Raw genomic sequence first — 23,220 nt, forward strand, 5'->3', positions numbered from 1 at the left:
TCATCGTCGTGCGAGGCGCTTGACCCCGGCCGCGGCGTCAATCCTGCCTTCCTCGACGAATGCTCCGACGTTGTCCACGATGCGCTCGGGATCATAAAGGTAGTTCACCATGACGCCCCAGGCTTGCCCGAGGCCTTTCTCCGAAGTGTCGGCGAGCCAGTTGAGCCGCTCGACGCGTGCGCCGTTGCCGAGGTGGAAGCGCGCCACCGGATCGAGCGGTTCCTTGTCGCGCTTGGCTTCCAGCAGGTAGGCCGCCGTCGCTCTCAGCAGCGGGTCGCGCAGCGCGCGCACCAGCGCCGGATCGGTCGCCCATTCGGGATTGCCGGCCAGTATCTGCGCCAGACGTGGCGACTCCGGCCCGTCGATGCCGGCCGTTGCGAGGCGCTTCCAGTCGGCTTCGCTGAACGCGGCCATCACGTCTTTCGGGTTCCTGCTCGCCCAGCGCACCAGCCCGGGAATCGGCGATAGCGTGGCAAAGGTCTGGAGGCGCGGAAAGTCGCGCTGAAGATCGTCGACCACCCGTTTGAGCAGGAAATTGCCGAACGACACCCCGCGCAGACCTTCCTGGGTGGCGCTGATGGAATAGAAGATCGCGGTGTTGGCGCGCTCGGCATCGGCGACGGGGGCGTTCTCATCGAGCAGCTTCTGCACGTTGTCGGCGAGGTCCTGGAGCAGTGCAACTTCGACGAAGATCAACGGTTCCAGCGGCATGCGCGGGTGGAAGAAGGCGTAACAGCGACGGTCGGAGCCCAACCGGTTCTTCAGATCCTTCCAGGATTGGATGGCGTGCACGGCCTCGTACTGGACGATCTTCTCGAGCAGGGCGGCGGGTGAGTTCCACGTCAGGCGCTGCAATTCCAGGAACCCGACGTCGAACCATGCAGTCAGGCGTGCTTCGAGTTCGCGGTCGAGCGCCTTGAGTTCCTTGTCGTGTTCCAGATAGCGCAGCAAGTCGGCGCGCAGATCGACAAGAAATTTGACGCCCTGCGGGATGGCATTGAACTGGGTGAGGATGCGGATGCGCGAGGAACGCATCGCCGCGCGCATCTGGGCTTCGGCGTCCCATTGGCGGGGTGTGCCGACGGCCGCCTGGTACGCGTCGTGGGCCTTGGCAACGCGTTGCGGGTCGGGGCCGAACTCAAGCGCGATTATGCGCAGGAAGGCCTGTCGGCCGGCATCGTCAAGTTTCAGATAGGTATCGGCGAGGCGGGCAGCCCGCAAGCGCGTCGACACCTCGCCGCCACGGCTTTCTGCGCACTCCCGAAGTTGCCGGCGAATCCGGTCGAGCTGCTTTTCCGTCGGTTCCCCGTTCCTGCCGGTGGCGTTGGCGACCATCTCGCGAACTCTCGACAGGCTGCGCGATACCAATCCGGATACCATTTGCTGTCTCCTTTCTCCCATGCTGCCAGAAATGAATTCATCATAGTGCGCAATTTTGCACGATCCGCCCTCAGGATGATGACGGCTGAATTGCGGCAGATCCTGGCGCCCGTCAGCGCGGGCTCGTGCGCGACCTAGGTGCGACTGTCGATCGCCTTGCAGTTTGTCGCGAGAAGCCACAGGCCTGCGGCAACCATCGGTACGCACAACCATTGAGCGGTCGACAGGCCGAGCGAGAGTGTGCCGAAAATGCCTGGATCAGGCGTGCGAAAAAATTCCGCAATGAAGCGTAATAACCCGTAGCCGATCAAAAATACCGCGGATACTGCCTTGAGCGGTCTCGGACGGGCGGCATACAGCCACAGGATCGCGAACAGCAACAAACCCTCTCCCGCGGCCTGATAGAGCTGTGACGGATGGCGCGGTAGCGCGTCGACCCACGGATAGACCATTGCCCACGGCAGCTCGGTTTCGACGGGGCGTCCCCACAGTTCGCCGTTGATGAAATTGCCGATGCGCCCTGCGGCGAGCCCGGTCGGGACCAGCGGGGCAATGAAGTCGGTGACCTGCCAGAAACCCTTGCCGGTGCGCCGGCCGTACAGCCACATCCCAGCCAGTACACCAAGAAAGCCGCCGTGGAAGCTCATGCCGCCTTTCCAGATGGCGAGGATTTCCGCCGGATGGCTCAGGTAATAGCCGGGCTGGAAGAACAGCACCTCGCCGAGCCGTCCGCCCAGCACGACGCCGATCATGCCGTACATCAGCAGGTCGTCGATCTGCTGCGTGGTCCAGCCCAGCTCCGGGCGGCGCCGCGCATGGGCCCGGCCGAGCAGCATGAACAGGACGAAGGCGGCGAGATACATCAGCCCATACCAGCGCACCGCCAGCGGGCCGATGGACAAGGCGATGGGGTCGAACTGGGGATGGGTCAGCATGGGGAGGCGGATGTCATGGTGCAGCAGCTTACGGACGGTGGCGGGTCGGCACGCTCATTCAAATTGCGCGCGGAACTTGTCGAATTCGCTGCGCAGCCAGTCGACCTCCTCGCGCAGTCGGCGGACTTCCTCTTCCAGTTCGGCGCTGCGTCCGCGCGCCGGGATCGCGGACTGACCGCTTGCCAGCGCCTCGCCCAAGGCGTCGAACGCTGCGCTGCCGCCCAGCAGATGGGCGAAGCGCGTCTCCTTGGTGCCCGGCGCCCGCGGCAGTGCGGCGGCCATCGGCGGATATTTCTCCGCCAGATGCTCGAGCACGCGCTCGACTGCCGCAATGTCGTCGAAACGATGCATGCGTTCGGCGCGTTGGCGGATCTCGCCGGCGGTCTGGGCGCCACGTAGCAGCAACACGGCCAGCACGGCCTGCTCCGGCGGCGGCAGGGAATGGCGCAGGCGCACCAGATGCTCGTACTTGGCAACGCGTGCGCTGGCCTGGTCGCGCCGCGACACCAGCTTGCGTGCCATCAGGCGGTCGAGCGCGGCCTGCACGTCGTCGTCTGACAGATTCATCACCGGCTCACGCCCGGTCAGCTGGTTGCCGCCGGTGACGATGCCGTGCACGGACAAGGGATACGCGTCGGGGGTAACGAAGGCCTTTTCGATCAGCACCCCTAGCACGCGAATTTCAATCGGGTCGAGATCGAAGCCATCGGGGGCGGTATCGGGGGTGGAGGGGTCGGTCATCGGAGTCGGCAATGCTGGCGGTGGCCCGCGGGAGGGCAATGATAGCCGACTCGTGGTTTAGCTTCGGTTAGAATTCCAAGGCTAAATCCGAAGTGGCGCTTCGCCAACGCAGCGCGGCGCCCGAATCCCAGAGCCGAGGACACCATGCCCCAATACCGTTCCCGCACCTCCACCGCCGGCCGCAACATGGCGGGCGCACGCGCCCTGTGGCGCGCCACCGGCATGAAGGACGGCGATTTCGAAAAGCCGATCATCGCCATTGCCAACAGCTTCACGCAGTTCGTGCCCGGCCACGTGCACCTGAAGGATCTCGGTCAGCTCGTCGCACGCGAGATCGAGGCCGCCGGCGGCGTTGCGAAGGAATTCAACACGATCGCCGTCGACGACGGCATCGCCATGGGCCACGGCGGCATGCTGTACTCGCTGCCGTCGCGCGAGCTGATCGCCGACAGCGTGGAATACATGGTCAATGCCCACACTGCCGATGCGCTGGTGTGCATCTCGAACTGCGACAAGATCACCCCGGGCATGCTGATGGCCGCGCTGCGCCTGAACATCCCGGCGATCTTCGTCTCCGGCGGACCGATGGAAGCGGGCAAGGTCAAGTGGGAAGCAAAGGTGATCTCGCTCGACCTCGTCGATGCGATGGTCAAGGCCGCCGACAGCAGCTGTTCCGACGAAGAGGTGGATGCCATCGAGCGTTCCGCCTGCCCGACCTGTGGTTCGTGCTCCGGCATGTTCACCGCGAACTCGATGAACTGCCTCACCGAAGCGCTCGGACTGTCGCTGCCGGGTAACGGCACCGTGCTTGCCACGCACGCCGACCGCGAGCAGCTGTTCCGCAGGGCCGGCCGCACCATCGTCGACATGGCGCGCCGCTATTATGAAAAGGATGACGCCTCGGTGCTGCCGCGCTCGATCGCGAGCTTCAAGGCCTTCGAGAACGCGATCAGTCTCGACGTCGCAATGGGCGGATCGACGAACACGGTGCTGCATCTCCTCGCCGCTGCGCGCGAAGCCGAGGTGAACTTCACGATGGCCGACATCGACCGCATCTCGCGCAAGGTGCCGTGCCTGTGCAAGGTCGCGCCGGCCATTGCCGACGTGCATATCGAGGATGTCCATCGTGCCGGCGGCATCATGGCGATTCTCGGTGAACTGAACCGCGCCGGCCTGCTGCACGCCGAGTTGCCCACGGTGCACAGCAAGACCATGGCCGAGGCCCTGTCGCGTTGGGATGTGATGCAGGCGCACGACACCACGGTGTTCGAGTTCTACAAGGCCGCTCCCGGTGGCGTGCCGACGCAGGTCGCGTTCTCGCAGAACCGCCGCTGGAACGAACTCGACATGGATCGTTCGCACGGCGTCATTCGCGACCGCGCCAACGCCTTCAGCCAGGACGGTGGCCTTGCCGTGCTGTACGGCAACATTGCCGAGAAGGGCTGCATCGTGAAAACCGCCGGCGTCGATGAGTCGATCTGGACCTTCACCGGACGCGCGCGCGTGTTCGAAAGCCAGGAAGAGGCCGTCGAAGGCATCCTTGGCGACAGGGTCGTGGCCGGCGATGTGGTCATCATCCGCTACGAAGGCCCGAAGGGCGGTCCCGGCATGCAGGAGATGCTGTATCCGACCAGCTACCTGAAGTCCAGGGGGCTCGGAAAGGAGTGCGCGCTGCTGACCGACGGGCGCTTCTCCGGCGGCACCTCCGGCCTGTCGATCGGTCATGCTTCGCCGGAAGCGGCCTGTGGCGGTGCGATCGCGCTGGTCGAGGAGGGTGACACCATCGAAATCGACATCCCCAACCGGCGCATCCACCTTGCGGTGTCGGAAGCGGAACTGGCGCGGCGTCGTGCCACGATGGAGGCCAAGGGCGATAAGGCCTGGAAGCCCGTCAGCCGCCAACGTGTGGTGTCCGCTGCGCTGCAGGCCTACGCGGCGCTGACCACCAGTGCTGATACGGGAGCCGTGCGCGACGTGCGACAGGTGCAGCGCTGATACCTGCATGCGCTATGATGGCGTTGGGATAATTCACCGCTGCGGGCAAGGGATGAAATGTTCGGCTGGCTGAAACGTCTGTTGGGCGGGGCGCAGGCTGCCCCGGCTTTTTCGCCAGCCGCTGCGCCGTCGCCGCAACGGGTTCCCGCGCCGGAAGGGGCGCCGGCAGTCACCGCTCGCAGCGAGGTGCCGCCGGAGCCGCTGTCCGCGCCGGTCGCCGTCGCGGCGGCGGAAACCGCGGGGGACGCCGCGCTATCTTTGCTATGCCGGACCGAAGTCCTTGACCGCGAGCAGAATCCGACCGGTTACGCGTTCGAGCTGCGTGAGGACATTTCCGGACGCATCCGCTCCCCCGGCCGCCGCACGCGCGATTTCGTCGACGGCCTGCTGGTCGAACAGATCGATCGCTACGGGCGTGGTGCCGCGCTGCGTACGCGTCAGGTGTGTCTGCGCGTCTGGGACGGTTTCCTCGGTAATGCGGTGCTGGACCGTCTGGCAGGGCTGAATGCCGTGCTGCTGGTGCAGCCTGAGTTTCCGATGCGCACTGCCAGTGCGGAAACCCTCGAACACGCCCGCCGCGTGCGCGAAGCCGGCCTGCGTCTCGTGCTCGATCACAACGATTCTGGACCCTGGCTCGAGAGTCTGCTGCCGCTTGCCGATGCGGCGGTGTTCCGCATGGGTTTCTGCGTACCCGAAGAAGTGAGCCTGTTCGCCCGCATGGTGCAGCGTCTGCGTCCCGGTCTGCCGGTGTGGGCATGGGAGGTCGGCACAATCGATGATTTCGAATTGGCCCGCAATGTCGGCTGCGCGGCTTTTGCAGGCGGTTTCGTCACCCGTCGCGAAGACTGGAAGGGTAACAGCCTTGCGCCCCACGGCATGCGTCTGGCGTCCTTGCTCACGCGCCTGCGCAGCGGTGTCGAGACGCAGGAAATCGCCGAGATCCTCAAGCACGACCTGGCGCTCGCCTATCGCCTGCTGCGTTATGTGAATGCGGCGGCGTGGGGGCTCAATAACCGCATCACATCGGTCGAACAGGCAATCATGGTGCTTGGCCAGCAACCGCTGCAGCGCTGGGTGTCGATGATGTTGCTGGGTAGCTCCCACAGTGCCCCCGGTGCGGTGGTGGTCATGGAGGAGGCGCTGACGCGCGCCCGCTTCCTCGAGCTCATCGGCTCCTTGCGTGGCGAGCGCGACCCGGCTGCACAATTGTTCGTGCTGGGCCTGTTCTCGCTACTCGATGTGGCGCTCAAGGTACCGCTCGAGGAGGCGATCCGTCCGCTCAAGTTGTCGGAGGCGATGCAGGATGCGCTGCTGCACCAGCGCGGACCGATGGCGCCATATCTCGAACTGGCACTGGCCTTCGAACGCGGCGATGCCGAGCGGGTGGAGTCTTTTGCCGGTGTGCTCGGGGTCGCCGTGGGCGAGCTTAACCGCCTGCAGTTCGAAGCACTCGATTGGGTGCAGGCGGCCGAAGCCTGAATCGCACTCCGGCGAGCGCTGTGCCGGCGTGCCTTGACCGACTTGCGAGCGCCCTCTACCATCCGCCGCATGGACGCAGAACTCAACAAGCTCGAAAACCAGGTCGAACAACTGATCGGTCTCTACGAATCCGACAAGGCGGCAAGCCGAGAGTTGCGCACGCGTGTTGCGCGGCTCGAGGCAGAGAATCGTGTGCTGGCCGAAAAGGTCAAACTTGCCACTGCGAAGCTCGAGAGCTTGCTTGCGCAACTGCCGGAAGCCTGACATGCAAACCGATACTCTGGATATCACCCTGCTCGGCAAGACCTATTCCGTCGCCTGCCGGCCCGAGGACAAGGAAGGATTGCTGGCGGCAGTCGCTTTTCTGGATGAAAAGCTCAACAGCCTTGCGTCGCGTACGAGTTCGTCCGGCGAGAAACTGGCTGTCATGACAGCACTGAATATTTCTCATGAATTTTTGCAGTTTCAGCGCTCCGGCGGGTTTGACATGCAGGCCGCGAAGCGTAGAATCGGTTTCGTGAATGCACGCATCGATGGGGTTCTGGCCCAGCAGGAAAAGCTTTTCTAACAGGTGGTTAGCGTGGGTTGGTGTGCATAAAGGTTCAATCCCCGCTGTGTCGTTGAAGTCGTAAATTCCTTGGACCAATGTCGAGAGACTTGGTCGCGGACCATGGATGCCGCTGGTGTGCATGCCCCTCGCCGGGTGAGCCTGATGCGGAAGGAAAGCGACCTCCCTGAACCCCAGGTTCAGGATGCCGACGTAGGCGACACAGCGGGGGCCAAATTGAGAGGCGCGGATTTCGATCCGCGCCTTTTTTTGCTTTTCGCCGGCATCCGCGCCGGCGATCAGTGCAGCAATTCGTGCAGAGGCTGGACGGATGGATTTCGATGTGTGGTGGCTGAGCTACCTCGCGCTGGGGGCTTTTGTCGGATTCTTTGCCGGCCTGCTGGGAGTGGGCGGCGGCGGAATCATGGTGCCGGTGCTGACTTCGCTGTTCGTGGCGCAGGGCATGCCCAAGGACGGCGTGGTGCACCTGGCGCTCGGGACGTCGATGGCGGCCATCGTGATGACCTCGATTGCCAGCCTGCGTGCTCACCACAAGCATGGCGCGGTGCGCTGGGATGTCGTGCGCTACATCGCGCCGGGCATCCTCGTCGGCACCTTTGCGGCGACCTTTGTTGCGTCGCGAGTGGCCTCGAAACCGTTGGCGATCTTTTTCGCCTGCTTCATGGCCTATGTGTCGCTGCAGATGCTGGCCAACATCAAGCCGAAGCCTTCGCGCGAACTGCCCGGTCCGCTCGGCATGAGTGCCGTGGGGGCCGGCATCGGTGGCGTTTCGGCGCTGGTGGCGATCGGCGGCGGTTCACTGTCGGTGCCTTTCATGACCTGGTGCAATATCAAGGTGCACCACGCAATTGGTACGTCGGCCGCGATCGGACTGCCCATTGCGCTGGCCGGAACCGTTGGCTATCTGATAAATGGCTGGGGTAGCACCGGTATGCCGGATTACAGTATGGGATTCATCTATCTACCGGCGCTGGTGCTGGTGAGTGCGGTGAGCACCTATACAGCGCCAATGGGGGCAAGGCTTGCACACCGCCTGCCGGTGGCGATGCTCAGGAAGATCTTTGCCGGGGTATTGCTGCTGCTGTGTGCGAAGATGCTGCACGCCATCTTTTTCTGAGCGGGGATGAGGTGCGGGACGCGTGCCGGGCACGCAATCAGGTGACTCCGCCCGCTTCGGCTTCTTGGCGTTTGCTTATTTTCCGCTCTCGGCCAGACCTTCGAGCAGGGTCTTGAGGTTGTGGCGCATCATCGCAACGTAGGTCGGCGCGGGGCCGTCTGCGCCCGATAGTGCGTCCGAATACAGGGTGCCACCGAGCCGCGCGCCGCTTTCCTTGCGAATGCGTTCGACCAGTCGCGGGTCGCTGATGCTTTCGACGAATACGGCGGGGACTTTCTCGCGGCGTAGTTGCCGGATCAGTTGCGCGACGCCAGACGCCGAGGGTTCGGACTGGTTGCTGATGCCTGCCGGGGCGAGGAAACGGACGCCGTAGGCACGCGCGAAGTAGCCGAACGCGTCGTGCGAGCTGACGACCTTGCGCCGCTCCGCCGGTATGCGTGCGAACCCGCTGCGGATGTCCGCGTCGAGGGCCTTGAGTTCGGTGGTGTAGCGCGCGGCATTGGCGTGATACACGTTTGCGCCGGCGGGGTCGATCTGCGCGAGGGCGTCCGCGATGTTGGCAACGTAACGCTGCGCCCTGCTCGCGTCCTGCCAGGCGTGCGGGTCGACGGCATCCTGGTGCGTCCCCTGGCCGTGCCCATGGGCATCGTCGTGCTCGTTGGCGGTGGCGATAGGATCGATGCCGTTACTGGCGATTAGCACGGGGCCTTTGTATCCGGCCGTTTGCGCGAGGCGCTCGAGCCACGGATCGAAGCCCAGTCCGCTGACCACGACGAGATGCGCGGCGCCGATGCGTCGTGCGTCGGAAGGGCGGGGCTGGAAGTTGTGTGCGTCCTGATCGGCGCTGACCAGCGGTGTGACCTTGACGCGGTCGCCGCCGACCTGCCGGACAAAATCCCCGAGAATGCTGAAGCTCACCACTACCTCCAGCGTTGCGGCGCGCAACGGTTGGCTCGTAAAGAGCAGGGCGAGCAGGGCAAGTAGCGGTAGCTTGAAATGGCGCATCGACCAGATTCCGGGGGCTGGGGGAAATCAGGGGCTCAGGATTCGAGATGGGGGCGACGGTCGAGTCGTGCGCCGATCATGCCGCCAGGGGCGAGGGCGAGCGAGAGCACGTAGATCACGCCGGCCACGAGAATGATCGCCGGGCCGGCCGGGACGTCGGCGTGGAAGGATGCGAGCAGTCCGCCGACGCCGCTGATGAAGGCGATGGCGATCGCGAGTCCAAGCATCGCCGGCAGGCGTTTGACCCACAGACGGGCTGCCGCGGCCGGCAGGATCATGATGCCGACCGCCATCAGTGTGCCGAGGGCGTGGAAACCGCTGACGAGGTTGAGCACCACCAGCACCAGAAAGCCGTAATGCGCCAGCGGGCTGGTCGCACTGACCCCGCGCAGGAAGGCGGCATCGAAACACTCCAGCACGAGCGGTCGGTACAAGGCGGCGAGCGCGAACAGGGTGACGGTGGAGATTGCGCTGATGAGTAGCAGCGAGGCATCGTCGAGCGCCAGCACCGAGCCGAACAGCACGTGCAGCAGGTCGAGGTTGCGCCCGCGCAGCGACACGATCATCACGCCGGTGGCGATCGACAGCAGGTAGAAGGCAGCGAGGCTGGCGTCTTCCTTGAGGATCGACGAACGCGCAACCAGACCGGCGCCCAGCGCCACGACCAGACCCGCGATGATGCCGCCGATCGTCATCGCGCCGAGTGACAGGCCGAACGCAAGGTAACCGAGCGCAGCGCCCGGCAGGATCGCGTGGGCCATCGCATCGCCCATCAGGCTCATGCGTCGCAGCATCAGGAACACCCCCACCGGCGTGGCGCCCAGGGCGAGCGCCAGGCAGCCGGCGAGGGCGCGGCGCATGAATTCGAACTCGGTGAACGGTGCGAACAGTCCGCCTTCGATCATGCGGCCTCCGCTTCGGGGCGGTGGCAGACCGCCGCGGCTTCGTCGAACTCGGAGGCGAGGCGGCGCGCGGTGGCGAGGCGCTCGGGAGTCAGTACGTCGGTGGTGGGGCCGAAACCGAGAGACTCGCGCGCGAGCAACAGACATTCGGGGAAATGGCGTCGTACCAGTTCGAGGTCGTGCAGCACGGCGAGAATGGTGCGGCCTTCGGCGTGCCAGTCGAGCACCAGTGCGATGAGGTCCTCGATGGTGCGCGCATCGATGGCGTTGAAGGGTTCATCGAGCAGCAGCAGCGAGGCATCCTGCAGCATCATGCGCGCAAAGCGTGCGCGTTGCAGCTGGCCGCCCGACAGCGTGCCGATCTGGCGCGTCTCGAATCCCGACAGTCCGACGGCGGCGAGTGCGGCACGCACGCGTTCGGCCTGGCTGCGGCTGAGCCCACGAAAAGGGCCGATCTCGCGCCACAACCCCATCGACACCATGTCGAAGACCGATACCGGGAAGCTGCGGTCAAGTTCGCTTTGCTGCGGCAGGTAGGCAATCCCGCCGGGCGCGGTATGCATGCGGAAGCTACCCTGTAGCGGCGCAAGCTCGCCAGTGAGCGCCTTGAACAGGGTCGACTTGCCAGCCCCATTCGGCCCGACGACTGCAACCAGCGCGCCGGGCGCGATGCTGCAGCTGAGGTGGTGAACCGCAGGGTGACGGTCATAGCCGAGAGTCAGATTGTCCAGTTGCAGGACGGCTAGCGGCTGTGTCATGCGATGGCCCATCCGACCGTGATCCACAGCAGTGCCGCCGCCGCCGCCGCCAGTGCGACACGTGCGTTTACGCCGAGCACCAGGGCGGTGCCGGGGAAGGCGGGGGCGAGGGCTGCATGGGTCTGGTGATCGTGATGATTATGGTGGCCATGAGCGTGTTGCGGGATGCTGCGAGGTTTGGGGGCCATGATCGGCTCGGTTGGGTGACAGTGAGGCGCTCGGGTGCGGCGAGGGCAGTGCGTCGTCGGGGGAGGGCGGCTCAGGTCTTGGCTGCACGCAGCCGGCCGCAGTCGGGGCAGGTGCCGTGGAAGACCAGTTCCGCGCGCTCCGGGCGATAGCCGGCGGGCAACTCGAAGCGTTCATCGGTTTTGATCGATTCAAGGCACAGCACATGCCCGCAGCGGTCACAGTGGAAGTGCGCATGCTGGCTGCCGGTTTCGCCCCCGGCCTTGAAACGGCGGGCGCGGTCGGGGCCGATGATACGGTGGGCAAGCCCCTGCTCGACCAGCCAGTCCAGGGTGCGGTAAAGCGTTACGCGGTCGTGGGGCAGGCCGTCGGCCGCGAGCGCCGCAGCGATGTCGTCATGATTCAGCGAACGCTGGCTGTGCTGCAGGATTTCAAGCACCGCGATGCGCGTGCGCGTGACGCGACCGCCGCAAGAGGCGATCAGGTTGGCGGCAGACGGGTGGGGGGCAGGAGCGGGCATGCCGGGGACCGGATGATGAGATTAATGCAACATTGTAGCATTACGGCCGCTCCGGACTCCCTGCCCGCTTTTTCGCAGATGTTGCTCACGGTGCGTGCCCAGTCTCGCTCTAGTTGCTCAGCAAGAAGGCAAGTTCCCGATGCAGCAGCGCCGGGTCGCCGAGGTTCAGTTCCAGCAGACGGCGCAAATGGGTGATGCTGTCGAGGTCGATCTCCCGGCACACCAGGCCAACGTGATTGTGCTCGGCGTGGACCACCTCGCCTTCCATCCGGATCGTCGTGCCCGCATCGTCGAGGGCGATTTCGAGCAAACAGCGCTCGCCGCGGGCAGGGCTCGGGCCGTCAGGTTTGAGGAGTGCGCCTTTGAGTGAGAGGTCACAGACCTCGCAGTCGCTTTCCATGTTGCCGACCAACAGCCGCGCGCCGCTATGAAAGCGGATGCGCGCGAAGTGCCTGCGTTGTGCCTCCTGCATGATCGATGTCCTTCCAGAATGCATGCGTATTGTGCCGACCGGGGTGGCCGAATTGCCGATTGTGAGATGATGCCGTCGTGGTCGCAAGCGTCATCACGAGCTTGGTCCGGTGCGCGACATGAGCAACCTGTCACGTTCGGGGTTTTCTCTGCATGAGAAAATATTTCGTAACAGCTTTGTTCCTGTTATGAATCCGCATGTACCGGTCGGGGTGACAGCCTTTCTCGGCCCCTTCGATCACACTATGAGACATCCCGTGGCAGAAGCATTCGAACAAAATGGCGGGTTAGGTCTCGCCGAACCCGCTGCAGCGCAGACGGATGCAAACGTCGGCGAGAGTGACCCGCTGCTGGAGTGTCTGCTGCTGGTGGCGCGCGCACACGGTGCGGCGACGACACGTGACGCGGCGATTTCAGGGCTGCCGCTGGAGCGTGGGCGCCTGACACCGACCTTGTTCGCGCGCGCCGCGCGCCGCGCGGGGCTTAGCAGCAAGATGGTGCGGAGTGCGCCGGAGAGACTGAATCCTTCCTTGTTGCCGGCGGTCCTGTTGCTGCAGGGCAATCGGGCGTGTGTTCTGTTGGGGTGGAGCAACGATGGCGCCCGCGCACGCGTAGTGTTCCCCGAACTCGGCGAAGCGGCAGTCGAGCTGTCGCTCGCTGAGCTGAACGCGCGCTATGCCGGCTTCACGATTTACGCGCGCCCGCTGTTCCGTTTCGACGCGCGGACGCCAGAAGTCCGGTCGGTCAAGCGGCATCACTGGTTCTGGGGCGTCATCGCGGAAAACGGCCCCTTGTACCGCGACGTGCTGCTCGCGGCATTCATGATCAACCTGTTCGCCATCGCGATGCCGCTGTTCGTCATGAATGTGTACGACCGCGTTGTCCCGAACCACGCCATGGAGACGCTGTGGGTGCTCGGCGCCGGCGTGCTGATCGTCGTCTTCGGCGATGCGTTTCTGCGGACGATGCGTGGCTATTTCGTCGATCTCGCCGGCAGTCGCGCCGACGTCAAGTTGTCGGCGGTGATCATGGAGCGCGTGCTGGGCCTGCGTATGGAGCAGCGACCCGAGTCGGCGGGCTCCTTCGCAGCGAACCTGCGCGCCTTCGAGTCGGTGCGCGACTTCATCAGTTCGGCGACCGTCGTTGCATTCATCGACGTGCCCTTTGCGCTGGTCTTCGTTCTCGTCATTGGCTGGATTGCCTGGCCGCTGGTGCTTCCCTTCGTCGTCGGCGTCGCACTGCTGCTGGTATACGCGATGACCGTCCAGGGGCGGATGCACGAACTCGCCGAGACGACCTATCGTGCCGGTGCGCAACGCAATGCGATCCTCGTCGAAGGTCTGGTTGCGATGGAGACGGTCAAGGCGCTCGGTGCCGAGGCGCCGATCCAGCGTAAATGGGAGAAGAGTGCGGCGCTGCTCGCCCGTGTCGGGGCACAACTGCGACTGCTGTCGGCCACGGCGATGAACGGCGCTGCCTGGGTGCAGCAGGCGGTGAGTGCCGCGATCATCATCCTCGGCGTCTATCTGATTCGCGACAACCTGCTCAGCATGGGGGGGCTGATCGCCTGTTACATGCTGTCGTCGCGCGCCATGGCACCGATCGGCCAGGTTGCCGGCCTGCTCGTGCAATATCACAACGCTGCGACGGCGCTGGCGTCGCTCAACACCTTGATGCAGCAAGAGGTCGAGCGCCCCGAGGATACGAACTTCATCAGCCGGCAGTCGTTCCGCGGCGAGATCGAACTCCGCGACGTCAGCTTCCACTATCCGGGACAGGACACCGAGGCGCTGCGCAATGTGTCGCTGCGGATCCGTGCCGGCGAGCATGTCGGAATTCTCGGTCGCGTCGGCTCCGGCAAGACGACCCTGGAAAAGCTGATCCTGGGACTCTATCGTCCGACCGCCGGCGCCGTGTTGGTCGATGGCATCGACGTGCGTCAGCTCGATCCGGCGGAACTGCGCCGTCATGTCGGCTACGTCCCGCAAGATGTCACCTTGTTCTACGGCACGCTGCGCGAGAACATCACGATGGCGGCACCGCTCGCCGACGACGCCGTTGTTCTGCACGCAGCGGAGACCGCCGGCATCACCGAGTTCGTCAACACGCACCCGCAGGGGTTCGATATGCAGGTCGGCGAGCGCGGCGCGTCGCTGTCCGGCGGGCAGCGACAGGGGGTCGCGATCGCGCGCGCGATCATCAGCGATCCGCCCATCCTGCTGCTCGACGAGCCGACGTCGTCGATGGATTTCTCCAGTGAGGAGGAACTCAAGCGACGCTTGAGCGGTTTTGCGCAGGGCAAGACGATGATCGTTGTCACTCACCGCACCTCGTTGCTCGAGCTGGTCGATCGCATCGTGGTCGTCGACGGTGGCAGAATCGTCGCGGACGGTCCGAAGAGTCAGGTTGTCGAAGCGCTGCGTCAGGGTCGCATCGGGAGGGCAGCGTGATGGGCGATTCGGGGCAAAGGGCATTCGAACGGATCGGGACGTTGTCGGACCGGGTGTCCAGACCGGCGCGTCCTTTGTTTGAACGGTTTTTCGCGCGCCTGAGTCCGCCCGCGCAGGATGAACGTCTGGACTGGTCCGGTGATGCCGACTGGGCTCGCATCCAGCAGGAACCCTTGCGTGCGCGCCTGCTGTTGCGCGGCCTCATGGTGGTGGTCGTTCTGCTGGTGTTGTGGGCGGGCGTTGCGCAGATCGACGAGGTGACGCGCGGCGAGGCTAAGGTGATTCCCTCCTCGCAGGTGCAGATCATTCAGAGTGTAGACGGTGGCGTCGTCGAGGAAATGCCCGTGCGTGAGGGGCAGATCGTCGACGCGGGCGCGCTGCTGTTGCGCATCGACCCGACCCGCTTCGTCTCATCGCTGGCCGAGAATCGCTCGCAATATTTCGCGCTGCGGGCGAAGGCGGCGCGACTGGAAGCACTGACGGGTGGAAAGGCCCTTGTACTGCCGCAGGACGTCGTGCGCGAGGTGCCGGAAATCGCGGCGCATGAGCGCCGGCTGTATGACTCCAGTGTCGCCGAGATGGATGCGCAGATTTCGATCGCGCGCCAGCAGCTAACGCAGCGCCAGCAGGAACTGGTCGAAGTGCGCGCTCGCCACGATCAGTCGATTCGTGGCTACCAACTCGCGATGCAGGAGCTTTCCGTCACGCGCCCGCTGGTGCAATCGGGGGCGGTGTCCGAGGTCGAGATCCTGCGCCTCGAGCGCGACGTGTCGCGGCTGCGTGGCGAACGGGACCAGGCTGCCGCGCAGATATCGCGCATCCAGTCGGCGATCTCCGAGGCGATGCGGAAGATTCAGGAAGTCGAACTGAACGTGCACAACGTGATGCGCAATGAGCTTTCCGACACGATGGGCAAACTCGGCACCTTGACGGAGGGCAGTCGCGCGCTACAAGACCGCGTCAAGCATGCTGAAGTCCGCTCGCCCGTCCGCGGTACCGTCAAGCGGCTGCTGGTCAACACGGTCGGCGGCGTTGTACAGCCCGGCAAGGAAGTCGCGGAGATCGTGCCACTCGACGATGCGCTGATCCTCGAAGCGCAGATCAAGCCGAAGGACATCGGCTTCCTGCGGCCGGGGCAGGCGGCGCTGGTGAAATTCACCGCGTACGACTTCGCGGTATACGGCGGGCTCGACGCGGTCGTCGAACACATTGGTGCCGATACCGTTACCGATGAGAAGGGCAACGCGTTTTATACGGTCCGTGTGCGCACGCAGAAATCCAGCCTCGGCGAGAACCTGCCGATCATCCCCGGCATGGTCGCCGAGCTCGACATCCTTACGGGCAAGAAGACGATTCTTTCCTATCTGCTGAAGCCCGTCCTGCGGGCCAAGGCCAATGCGCTGTCCGAACGATGAGCCAGAATTTCTTCCTTTGCTCTGCCACGGTCCAGCCCTCGACGCGCTGGCTGGACGCATTTCCCGCGGGCGTTTGCCGGGAGCTCGATACGCTCCTTGCTGCGGCACGCCCATTCGACGTGATCTGGGTGGACACGGCACATGCCGGCTGGGGGACCTTAGTCATGAACCTGAGCCGCCGCTTGCCGGAATGCCCGCTGATCGTCATCAGCATGACCCCGGATGGCGAGGAGGCCTTGGCGGCGCTGGATCATGGGGCACGCGGCTACTGTCACGCGATGTCCGTACCGATGATGCTGCGCGACGTGGAGCTCGTTGTCCGCCACGGTGGCTTGTGGGTAGGGCCGGAGCTGATGACCCGCGTCATCGGCGCGGCGATCCGTACGCTGGCGGCGCCAAGCGACGCCAGCGCGTCCGCTCTGTCGGCGCGCGAGATGGAGGTTGCGCGCAAGGTCGCCGCCGGGCTTAGCAACAAGGAGGTCGCGGCCCGGCTTGGTATCACCGAGCGCACCGTCAAGGCGCATCTCGGCGCGATCTTCGAAAAGCTCGGCGTGCGCGATCGCCTGCAGCTGGTGCTGCGACTGTCAACCCAACGCGACGTATCTCTACCGGTGCAATGATGATCTTCGTGAAACGCGGGGCGAATGGCGAAGTGATCGCGGTGAGTCGCGAGCCGCTTGCCAATGCCGAGTCCAGGGAAGGTGGCTGGAGTGCGGTGAGCGGGGATGAGGCGGAAGTGCTTGCTTTCAGCCGCATCATCAGCGATGCGGCGAATCCCCTGGAGTCTTCCGATCTCAGTCTGGTGCGGGTGCTCGAAGACCTCATCGAGCTGCTGATCGAGCGTTCCGTGATCCGCTTTACCGATCTTCCATCCCCCGCACAGCAGAAGCTGATGGAACGCCGTGGCGCGCGGGAGGCGCTGCAGCGCATCAGTCTGCTTGATGATGATGGAGTCATCTGAGCCCGCCTGGCGCTGCGCGAATTCTCCCCGCATGCCCGGGCGCTCGGATGCCGCGCGTCCGGGACAGGACCGGACGCACTGGCGTTTCGCGGGGGCGCGAAAGTCACACCGCCGGTCCGGTCATGGCATCGACTCCAAAGTCCGGCAATAGCCTCTTCTCCGCGTCAGAACTGACCCCCTCGGCGATCGTCACCAGGCCGAGTGAATGCGCGATCATGCACAGCCCACGCAGGAATGACTGATTGCCGGCGTTCGTATCGATTCCGCGGATCACCGCAGCATCGATCTTGATGTAATCAAGGCCCAGTTCGTGCAGCTCGGCGAGGTGGGCGAAGCGTGCCCCGACATGTTCGATGCCAAGCTTGCACCCCAGTGGCCGCAATGCAACGCACAGGGCGCGGAATTCCCCCAGGTGACGCACGACACCGTACTCCGGGAGCTCGATCCACAGCTTCGGTGCGGCTTGCGGGGCGGCCTGCAGCAGGCCGAACAGCTCACCGCGGAAGGTCGCGTCGCACAGCGACTCCGGCGACAGGTTGATGCCAAGTTGCGCGCCGCTTGCGGAGATCTCCTGCAGGGCGGCGCGGACGACTGCGACGTCGAAGCGGGGCATCAGGCCGAGGCGGGCGACCCAGGGCAGGAAATACCCGGCGGCCTGCCACGCGCCGTTGAGCATCAGCCGGATCGGAGCCTCGTCATGCAGCAAGCGGCCATCGCTGGTACGCACGGGGTAGCGCCCCAGACGCACGCCGTCGCGTTCGATCGACGAAGTCAGCGCATTGCGCCATGCCTGGAGATCGTCATAGGGCGGTGATTTGTCGATACGTTCGGCGACCCTGATGGCCCGATCGCCGGACTGTTCGGCGGTGGCAAGGGCGCCGTCGACACGGGCGAGCAGGTGCGAGCGCGATTCGCTGGCCGCATAGGCGCTCGCTGCGATCGGCAATGCCACCGTGTGGCCTTCGGGGCGGGCATCGAGCGCAGCATGCAAGGCCTGTCCGACGCGTAAGGCGAGGTCACCCGGATCCTCGCAGCCGGGCGCGAGCAGGGCGAAATCGCTGCCGTTCATCCGGCCTGCCTCCCAGTCCGGATGCTGTGCGGCGAACTCGCCGACGTGTCGCGCAATATCGCGCAGCAGGCTGTCGGTCGTTTCGCGGCCGAGGCGCAAATTCAGCGCAGCAAGATCGCTGAATCGGGCAATCAGCAATATTCCGGCCGCGTGGGCGTCGTCACGGGCAAGCGCTGAATCGATCAGGTTGAGAAACTGGCCGCGATTGACCAGTCCGGTCATATCGTCGTGCTGGGTCTGGCGGCGTAGCTGCTCGAGCCGCCGTGACTCTTCGGCGAGCATCGTCCGCACGCGATCGGACAAAGTGTTCATCGCGCGCACCACGCTGCGGAATTCCATGGTGCCGGGCTCCGGCGTCGTCACGAATCGCCGGCCGCCGATCGCTTCGGCCTGTTCGACCACCTGCCCCAGCGGCCGAGTGATGTGTTTGATGATGAGCGTCCCGATCAGCCCGGTAAGTGCCCCGCCGATGACGAACCACAGCAACTGCTGCAGCGTCCCGTCCCACAGTGCCTCGTAGGCGTAACGCTTGTGGCTGTCCAGCGTCAGCGTGCCGAATTGGTGCCAGCCGTCCTGGACCTGCGCGATGCCTGGCCGGGCATTGATCGGGATCAGGCGGCTGAACCACTCGGGCGCGCCGTCGAGCGTGCCGGAAAATTCACGCTCGACGACGACCTCGCCGCTCGGGCTGGTGAGACGGATCAAGCGGTAGTGGCCGGCGTCGAACTGCGCCGCGACCTGCAGTTCGACGGTCACCGGATCCTTGGGCATCTGCGACAGCGACAGGGCCAGCGATGTCGCGTTGTCGAAATTCTTCACCTGCAACTGTTGCTCCAGGTAATGCCTGGCCGAGAGGGTGCTGACCACAAGGCTTCCGCCCAGGGCCAGGGCAGTTATCACCGCGATGGCGATCCATAGCTGTTTGATCAGGGACATGACAAGTGACCTCCGGATAGCGGTGGGCGCTGCGGGCAGGCGGTCCTCATCACAGACCCTCCTGCTGCATGCGTTCGAGAACGCTGCGCCAGCGTGAAAGGCGCGTGGTGGGGTCTGCCGACGAGGTGCTGGCGCCGCTTACCCACAAGCCTTCGCTGTTGAAACTGAATATCGGAAACAGATCCGGTCGGCGTGATGCCGTTCGGATGTCGCCGATCAGATTGTCGAGAACCAGCGGCTCCGCATCGGGTGACGGGTAATAGCCGAGCACCATATGTGCTTGTGATACGCCGCTTCCCGGGGCACCCACGATGGCGCGCACGTAGATCAGCCGCAACTTCTCGGCGGGGACGCCGAGGAGGCGCAGGCTCATGTATTTGGCAATCGAAAAGTCCTCGCAGTCACCGGCGCGGCGCGCCAGCGTTTCCAGCGGGGTGGCCCAGTAATCCTTCTGCTTCCATATGGCTATGTCGTCATCGAAGGCAGTGCGCCGGTTGAGAAAGGTATTGACCCGCTGAAGCTTTTCCAGCTCGTCGAGTGTGCCCGCGTCGGCCACCATCGAGCGCCATGCCCCAACCGCTTCCGCCGCTCCGGCTCCGTAGCGCTCGTGAGCCAACTGCTGCATGCGGTCGAGGTCCGGCGCCGCCATCGACACGCCGACGATCACCGCAGCCGGCCCGGCCAGAGCGCGGACGAACCAGCGCCACCCGCGGGCAAGGCCGGGCAGGTGGCGATTTCGGCACGAGCAAGGGGGGGCTGGCATCGAAGCGGGTGTTCCTAGGGTCCGCCGCATTATCGGCTATCGGCGCTAGCCAATGCGTCGTCGCGGGTCACTATCCCCGAATTTATCGTCATGAGTGTTGCGTAGTTGGCGTTCATGAATGCAACGCCCGGTTAACATTCACTTACAAGATTGATGCCACCCGACCTATTTGATGAATCTGGAGTTATGCTTATGGCATCGAATGATGCGCAGGAGGTTGTATGAATAAATTTCGATCCGTGATCGCGGCCGCCATTCTGGCTGCGCTGCCGATGGCGGCAACGAGTGCAGCACCCGATGCCTTGCGCGACGCGGCGCGCAGGGCCGTGGTGACCAATCCCGAGGTGCAGGCCACGTGGAATGCCTTCCGCGCGGCCGTCGAGGATCAGGGTGTCGCACGCGCGGGCTATTTGCCGCAGGTCGATGCAAGTGCCAGTGTCGGCCGTGAAACGCTGCGGCGTTCCGGGCAATCGACGGACACCTTCACCCATCGCAATCTGACGCTGTCGCTGAACCAGATGGTTTATGACGGTTTTTTTACGCGCAGTGAAGTGGCACGCATGGGCTACGCAAAGCTGACGCGCTACTACGAACTCATCGAGATGTCGGAAAGTGCGGCGCTCGAGGCGCTGCGTGCCTACAGCGATGTTCTGCGCTACCGCGAGCTCACGCGACTCGCGCAGGAAAACTACGTGCAGCACAGGCAGACCTCCGACCAGATTGGCGAGCGTGCCGGGGCGGGGGTCGGGCGCCGCGTGGACCTCGAGCAGGCAACCGGCCGTCTCGCGCTTGCCGAGTCGAATCTGCTGACCGAAGTGTCGAACCTTCATGACGTGAGCGCCCGTTACCTGCGCATCGTCGGCGAAATGCCGCAAAACGATCTGCCGCGTCTGGAGGCCGGCACCGAGTTCGGCAAGATCCCCGCCACGGCGCAGGAGGCATTGCGTGTTGCGTTCAATGGCAGTCCAGCGCTCAATGCCGCGGTCGAAAATGTCCGAGCCAGCCAGGCGCAGATCGATTCCCGGCGGGCGGCCTTCCATCCGCGTCTCGACCTGCGCGCGCGCCAGGCCCTCGATCACAATCTCGACGGCTTCGACGGGCACTCGCGAGAAGGCGTTGTCGAACTTGTCCTGAGCTACAACGTCTTCCGTGGCGGCGCCGACGATGCGCGCCTGCGCCAGGCCGGTGACCTGAACAATCAGGCCAAGGATCTGCGCGAAAAGGCTTGCCGCGACCTGCGTCAGACGGTGTCGATCGCCTACAACGACGTGCGGCGCCTGCAGGAGCAACTGCGTTACCTCGATCAGCACCAGCTTTCGATCGAAAAGGCGCGTGAAGCCTATCGTCGCCAGTTCGATATCGGCCAGCGGACCTTGCTGGACCTGCTCGACACCGAAAACGAGCATTTCCAGGCACGGCGCGCTTACGTCAATGCGCGCTACGATCAGATGATCGCGCAGGGACGCGCCCTGTCTGGCATGGGGCAGTTGATGAGTACGCTGGGGGTTGCGCGCGAGGATCTTCCTGCCGCTGCCGACATCGGCCAGGACCGTAGCGCGATCGACCCCGAAACCGTGTGCCCGCCGGACGCACCGCAGCCGCTCGAGATCGACAAGGCTGCGTTGTTGTCGGAAGCGCTGAAGGCCGCTGGAACGGCACCGTCGCGCGGCAAATGAGGTCTCAATCGGCCGCCAACGTCTGATCGGGCGTTGGCGGCTGTTCAGGTACTGAAGCCGGCGGGCTCGCCACCGGCTTCGATTGATGCGCCGCGATCCCTTACAATCGCGCGCATGAATCAATCGAATTCCCCCGCGCACGGCGCCGAATCCTCGCCACTCGGCAAGCCTGCCGACTATTGCGACACCTACGCCCCCGATCTGCTTTTCCCGATTGCGCGCCAGATCAAGCGCGCTGAAATCGGCATCGTTGCCGACAGCTTGCCCTTTGTCGGCGAAGACCTCTGGAACGCCTATGAGCTTTCGTGGCTCAACCCGCGCGGCAAGCCGATCGTCGCCATCGCAAGCTTCCGTGTGCCGGCAGATTCGCCGCGGCTGATCGAGTCCAAATCGCTCAAGCTCTACCTCAATTCCTGCAATCAGAGTCGTTTTGCGGACGCCGACGTGTTGCGCGTCACCTTCGAGCGCGATCTTTCGCAAGCCGCCGGTGCGCCCGTGACGGTTGACCTTCAGCCGCTGTCCTTGCACCCGGTCCGCGTGATCGCGCCACCGCCGGGCGAATCGCTCGACGAGCTGGAAATCGACATCGACACCTATCAGCCGTCGCCGGATTTCCTCATCGCCGCGCAGGACGGGCCTGAAGTGAGCGAGACGCTCCACTCGCACCTGCTCAAGTCGAACTGTCTGGTCACCGGCCAGCCGGACTGGGGCTGCATCGTCGTCCGCTATACCGGACCGGCCATCGATCGCGCCGGATTACTGCGCTATATCGTCTCCTTCCGCAAGCACAACGAGTTCCACGAGCAGTGTGTGGAGCGGGTCTTCTGCGACATCCTGCGCCGCTGCAAACCACGCGAACTCGCCGTGTGGGCGCGCTACACCCGCCGTGGCGGCCTCGACATCAATCCTTTCCGTTCCACCGGCGAATTCCCGCCGCCCGACAATAGCGCCGAACTGCGGCAGTAGCGTGCAGCTGGCGACGTGCCGAGGAAAATCGCAGGTTCGCAGACCACGCAACCGCCGACAGGGAATGTGTCGCCCGCATTTTGAGTTAGCATCATCGCTTTTTGGAGTGAGGTGTGAACGTGATCGGCTCAGCGGCAAAAATCAATTTCACCCGAACGCTCGCACTGGCGCTTGGCGCCGTCGCGTACCTTGCAGCGGCTTTGCCCGCTCAGGCCGAGCGTCCGATGGTGGTGGATGATGCAGGTACCCTCGACAAGGGCGGCGCGAAGCTGGAGTTCGGGTGGTCGCGCGACGACGAAACCCGCGGTTTCGATGCTGCGGTCGGTTACGGTCCGATCGAGAACCTCGAGGTCGAGCTCGCGCTAGCCCAGGCGCGTGATCACGAGCCCGATCCGTCGGTGCGCCTGCGGGCCGTCGGCGCCGCGCTCAAATGGGTACCCTTGCAGGTCGAATCAGGCCTGTCGGCCGGACTGAAGCTCGAATACGCCCGCGAACGCGCGGATCTCCGCGACGCACCGGATGAGACCGCGCGCGCCAGTGCCGTGACCGGCCTCGCCACGTGGAATTTCGCGTCGGGCCAGCGCGTGCATCTGAACCTCGGCCGCGAGTGGGTGCGGGTCGACGGCGATACCGATGACGCCAATACCTGGGGTGTCGGCTTCGAGCATCCGTTGACCGGGACCTTTACCGTTGCCGCTGAAGTTTTCGGCGTCGAGGACACTGCCCCTGACCGGCAGATCGGTGTGCGCTACGAGGTTGTCGAAGGCGTGAAGCTGTCCGGGGCGGTCGGGCGCGGCAACGATCGCAGTTTTGCCAACGTCGGCGTCGCCTGGGAGTTTTGAGCGGCCCGTGCCGGGGTGGAGGCAGCCGGAAAACTGTGTGCGTGTCGTGTCAACGTTGGGCTAGGGCGCAGCGTTGAATGCAGGA

General features: G+C 64.6%; 23 protein-coding genes. 12 read left to right on the forward strand and 11 right to left on the reverse strand.

Annotation, left to right across the window (positions count from 1 at the left end; all coding sequences use genetic code 11):
• From GPA25_RS03595 to GPA25_RS03605, 3 genes are all read right to left on the reverse strand, one after another.
• A complete protein-coding gene (locus GPA25_RS03595; RefSeq protein ID WP_169258989.1) occupies positions 1-1,380 on the reverse strand; it encodes a malonyl-CoA decarboxylase in 1,380 nt (459 codons plus the stop codon).
• A 134-nt stretch (positions 1,381-1,514) separates the two neighbouring features.
• On the reverse strand, positions 1,515-2,315 hold the full coding sequence (gene lgt, locus GPA25_RS03600; RefSeq protein ID WP_169258990.1) for a prolipoprotein diacylglyceryl transferase: 801 nt from the start codon (positions 2,313-2,315) through the stop codon (positions 1,515-1,517).
• A gap of 54 nt (positions 2,316-2,369) precedes the next feature.
• The gene (locus GPA25_RS03605) at positions 2,370-3,056 is read right to left on the reverse strand and encodes a YceH family protein (RefSeq protein ID WP_169258991.1); all 687 of its coding nucleotides are present in this window, start codon (positions 3,054-3,056) and stop codon (positions 2,370-2,372) included.
• Between the two features lie 144 nt (positions 3,057-3,200).
• Here GPA25_RS03605 and ilvD point away from each other — a divergent pair, with 144 nt between their 5' ends.
• The 5 genes from ilvD to GPA25_RS03630 all read left to right on the forward strand — a co-directional run bounded on the left by ilvD (position 3,201) and on the right by GPA25_RS03630 (position 8,215).
• On the forward strand, positions 3,201-5,051 hold the full coding sequence (ilvD, locus tag GPA25_RS03610; RefSeq protein WP_169258992.1) for a dihydroxy-acid dehydratase: 1,851 nt from the start codon (positions 3,201-3,203) through the stop codon (positions 5,049-5,051).
• A gap of 57 nt (positions 5,052-5,108) precedes the next feature.
• On the forward strand, positions 5,109-6,530 hold the full coding sequence (locus GPA25_RS03615; protein ID WP_169258993.1) for an EAL and HDOD domain-containing protein: 1,422 nt from the start codon (positions 5,109-5,111) through the stop codon (positions 6,528-6,530).
• 69 nt (positions 6,531-6,599) lie between these two features.
• Positions 6,600-6,794 (forward strand): hypothetical protein, encoded by a 195-nt coding sequence (locus GPA25_RS03620; RefSeq protein WP_169258994.1) that lies wholly within the window; start codon positions 6,600-6,602, stop codon positions 6,792-6,794.
• A 1-nt stretch (position 6,795) separates the two neighbouring features.
• Complete coding sequence (locus tag GPA25_RS03625; protein ID WP_169258995.1) at positions 6,796-7,098, forward strand: cell division protein ZapA; 303 nt, start codon at positions 6,796-6,798, stop codon at positions 7,096-7,098.
• A 310-nt stretch (positions 7,099-7,408) separates the two neighbouring features.
• Positions 7,409-8,215 carry a sulfite exporter TauE/SafE family protein gene (locus tag GPA25_RS03630; RefSeq protein WP_169258996.1) on the forward strand — a complete coding sequence of 269 codons (807 nt, stop codon included), beginning with the start codon at positions 7,409-7,411 and terminating at the stop codon, positions 8,213-8,215.
• A 75-nt stretch (positions 8,216-8,290) separates the two neighbouring features.
• On the opposite strand, the gene GPA25_RS03635 is transcribed toward GPA25_RS03630, so the two are convergent.
• From GPA25_RS03635 to GPA25_RS03660, 6 genes are all read right to left on the reverse strand, one after another.
• A complete protein-coding gene (locus tag GPA25_RS03635; protein ID WP_169258997.1) occupies positions 8,291-9,220 on the reverse strand; it encodes a metal ABC transporter substrate-binding protein in 930 nt (309 codons plus the stop codon).
• 35 nt (positions 9,221-9,255) lie between these two features.
• Entirely contained in the window at positions 9,256-10,125 is an 870-nt protein-coding gene (locus tag GPA25_RS03640; RefSeq protein ID WP_169258998.1) for a metal ABC transporter permease, read from the reverse strand.
• Complete coding sequence (gene aztA / locus GPA25_RS03645; RefSeq protein ID WP_246265302.1) at positions 10,122-10,880, reverse strand: zinc ABC transporter ATP-binding protein AztA; 759 nt, start codon at positions 10,878-10,880, stop codon at positions 10,122-10,124. The genes GPA25_RS03640 and aztA overlap by 4 nt, the downstream gene beginning before the upstream one ends.
• On the reverse strand, positions 10,877-11,068 hold the full coding sequence (locus GPA25_RS03650) for a hypothetical protein (RefSeq protein WP_169259000.1): 192 nt from the start codon (positions 11,066-11,068) through the stop codon (positions 10,877-10,879). Before GPA25_RS03650 ends, aztA begins: the two co-directional genes overlap by 4 nt.
• Before the next feature lie 71 nt (positions 11,069-11,139).
• Positions 11,140-11,586, reverse strand: coding sequence for a Fur family transcriptional regulator (locus GPA25_RS03655; protein WP_169259001.1), 447 nt, complete (start codon positions 11,584-11,586; stop codon positions 11,140-11,142).
• A 109-nt stretch (positions 11,587-11,695) separates the two neighbouring features.
• Positions 11,696-12,058 (reverse strand): PilZ domain-containing protein, encoded by a 363-nt coding sequence (locus GPA25_RS03660; RefSeq protein WP_169259002.1) that lies wholly within the window; start codon positions 12,056-12,058, stop codon positions 11,696-11,698.
• Between the two features lie 244 nt (positions 12,059-12,302).
• Here GPA25_RS03660 and GPA25_RS03665 point away from each other — a divergent pair, with 244 nt between their 5' ends.
• The 4 genes from GPA25_RS03665 to GPA25_RS03680 are packed head-to-tail and all read left to right on the forward strand — an operon-like array spanning position 12,303 to position 16,883.
• Complete coding sequence (locus GPA25_RS03665; RefSeq protein WP_169259003.1) at positions 12,303-14,507, forward strand: type I secretion system permease/ATPase; 2,205 nt, start codon at positions 12,303-12,305, stop codon at positions 14,505-14,507.
• Positions 14,507-15,922, forward strand: a complete 1,416-nt coding sequence (locus GPA25_RS03670; RefSeq protein WP_169259090.1) for an HlyD family type I secretion periplasmic adaptor subunit — start codon at positions 14,507-14,509, stop codon at positions 15,920-15,922. The genes GPA25_RS03665 and GPA25_RS03670 overlap by 1 nt, the downstream gene beginning before the upstream one ends.
• Entirely contained in the window at positions 15,919-16,542 is a 624-nt protein-coding gene (locus GPA25_RS03675) for a response regulator transcription factor (RefSeq protein ID WP_169259004.1), read from the forward strand. The genes GPA25_RS03670 and GPA25_RS03675 overlap by 4 nt, the downstream gene beginning before the upstream one ends.
• Positions 16,539-16,883 carry a hypothetical protein gene (locus GPA25_RS03680; protein ID WP_246265303.1) on the forward strand — a complete coding sequence of 115 codons (345 nt, stop codon included), beginning with the start codon at positions 16,539-16,541 and terminating at the stop codon, positions 16,881-16,883. Before GPA25_RS03675 ends, GPA25_RS03680 begins: the two co-directional genes overlap by 4 nt.
• A 103-nt stretch (positions 16,884-16,986) precedes the next feature.
• Here GPA25_RS03680 and GPA25_RS03685 read toward each other — a convergent pair whose 3' ends face one another.
• Together GPA25_RS03685 and GPA25_RS03690 are read right to left on the reverse strand one after the other, a co-directional pair.
• Positions 16,987-18,888 carry a bifunctional diguanylate cyclase/phosphodiesterase gene (locus GPA25_RS03685; RefSeq protein ID WP_169259005.1) on the reverse strand — a complete coding sequence of 634 codons (1,902 nt, stop codon included), beginning with the start codon at positions 18,886-18,888 and terminating at the stop codon, positions 16,987-16,989.
• 49 nt (positions 18,889-18,937) lie between these two features.
• Positions 18,938-19,651 carry a transglutaminase-like cysteine peptidase gene (locus GPA25_RS03690; protein ID WP_169259006.1) on the reverse strand — a complete coding sequence of 238 codons (714 nt, stop codon included), beginning with the start codon at positions 19,649-19,651 and terminating at the stop codon, positions 18,938-18,940.
• A 221-nt stretch (positions 19,652-19,872) separates the two neighbouring features.
• Between GPA25_RS03690 and GPA25_RS03695 the strand changes: the two genes are divergently transcribed.
• The 3 genes from GPA25_RS03695 (at position 19,873) to GPA25_RS03705 (ending at position 23,135) form a co-directional block, all read left to right on the forward strand.
• Positions 19,873-21,327 carry a TolC family outer membrane protein gene (locus GPA25_RS03695; RefSeq protein ID WP_169259007.1) on the forward strand — a complete coding sequence of 485 codons (1,455 nt, stop codon included), beginning with the start codon at positions 19,873-19,875 and terminating at the stop codon, positions 21,325-21,327.
• Positions 21,328-21,441: 114 nt separating this feature from the next.
• Positions 21,442-22,293: an NADPH-dependent 7-cyano-7-deazaguanine reductase QueF gene (queF, locus tag GPA25_RS03700; protein ID WP_169259008.1), complete on the forward strand. Its 852-nt coding sequence runs from the start codon at positions 21,442-21,444 to the stop codon at positions 22,291-22,293.
• Positions 22,294-22,406: 113 nt separating this feature from the next.
• Positions 22,407-23,135 carry a hypothetical protein gene (locus tag GPA25_RS03705; protein ID WP_343034823.1) on the forward strand — a complete coding sequence of 243 codons (729 nt, stop codon included), beginning with the start codon at positions 22,407-22,409 and terminating at the stop codon, positions 23,133-23,135.
• Positions 23,136-23,220: the final 85 nt, after the last annotated feature.

Source organism: Aromatoleum diolicum, assembly GCF_012910955.1.
GTDB classification, from domain to species: domain Bacteria; phylum Pseudomonadota; class Gammaproteobacteria; order Burkholderiales; family Rhodocyclaceae; genus Aromatoleum; species Aromatoleum diolicum.

Coding starts and splice junctions, on each gene's coding strand:
- GPA25_RS03665 (WP_169259003.1), top strand. CDS start 12,303: ATGAGACATCCCGTGGCAGAAGCATTCGAACAAAATGGCGGGTTAGGT.
- GPA25_RS03685 (WP_169259005.1), bottom strand. CDS start 18,888: ATGTCCCTGATCAAACAGCTATGGATCGCCATCGCGGTGATAACTGCC.
- GPA25_RS03660 (WP_169259002.1), bottom strand. CDS start 12,058: ATGCAGGAGGCACAACGCAGGCACTTCGCGCGCATCCGCTTTCATAGC.
- GPA25_RS03680 (WP_246265303.1), top strand. CDS start 16,539: ATGATGATCTTCGTGAAACGCGGGGCGAATGGCGAAGTGATCGCGGTG.
- GPA25_RS03695 (WP_169259007.1), top strand. CDS start 19,873: ATGAATAAATTTCGATCCGTGATCGCGGCCGCCATTCTGGCTGCGCTG.
- GPA25_RS03605 (WP_169258991.1), bottom strand. CDS start 3,056: ATGACCGACCCCTCCACCCCCGATACCGCCCCCGATGGCTTCGATCTC.
- GPA25_RS03690 (WP_169259006.1), bottom strand. CDS start 19,651: ATGCCAGCCCCCCCTTGCTCGTGCCGAAATCGCCACCTGCCCGGCCTT.
- GPA25_RS03620 (WP_169258994.1), top strand. CDS start 6,600: ATGGACGCAGAACTCAACAAGCTCGAAAACCAGGTCGAACAACTGATC.
- GPA25_RS03675 (WP_169259004.1), top strand. CDS start 15,919: ATGAGCCAGAATTTCTTCCTTTGCTCTGCCACGGTCCAGCCCTCGACG.
- GPA25_RS03630 (WP_169258996.1), top strand. CDS start 7,409: ATGGATTTCGATGTGTGGTGGCTGAGCTACCTCGCGCTGGGGGCTTTT.
- GPA25_RS03640 (WP_169258998.1), bottom strand. CDS start 10,125: ATGATCGAAGGCGGACTGTTCGCACCGTTCACCGAGTTCGAATTCATG.
- GPA25_RS03615 (WP_169258993.1), top strand. CDS start 5,109: ATGTTCGGCTGGCTGAAACGTCTGTTGGGCGGGGCGCAGGCTGCCCCG.
- GPA25_RS03595 (WP_169258989.1), bottom strand. CDS start 1,380: ATGGTATCCGGATTGGTATCGCGCAGCCTGTCGAGAGTTCGCGAGATG.
- GPA25_RS03670 (WP_169259090.1), top strand. CDS start 14,507: ATGGGCGATTCGGGGCAAAGGGCATTCGAACGGATCGGGACGTTGTCG.
- lgt (WP_169258990.1), bottom strand. CDS start 2,315: ATGCTGACCCATCCCCAGTTCGACCCCATCGCCTTGTCCATCGGCCCG.
- GPA25_RS03625 (WP_169258995.1), top strand. CDS start 6,796: ATGCAAACCGATACTCTGGATATCACCCTGCTCGGCAAGACCTATTCC.
- ilvD (WP_169258992.1), top strand. CDS start 3,201: ATGCCCCAATACCGTTCCCGCACCTCCACCGCCGGCCGCAACATGGCG.
- aztA (WP_246265302.1), bottom strand. CDS start 10,880: ATGACACAGCCGCTAGCCGTCCTGCAACTGGACAATCTGACTCTCGGC.
- GPA25_RS03635 (WP_169258997.1), bottom strand. CDS start 9,220: ATGCGCCATTTCAAGCTACCGCTACTTGCCCTGCTCGCCCTGCTCTTT.
- queF (WP_169259008.1), top strand. CDS start 21,442: ATGAATCAATCGAATTCCCCCGCGCACGGCGCCGAATCCTCGCCACTC.
- GPA25_RS03655 (WP_169259001.1), bottom strand. CDS start 11,586: ATGCCCGCTCCTGCCCCCCACCCGTCTGCCGCCAACCTGATCGCCTCT.
- GPA25_RS03650 (WP_169259000.1), bottom strand. CDS start 11,068: ATGGCCCCCAAACCTCGCAGCATCCCGCAACACGCTCATGGCCACCAT.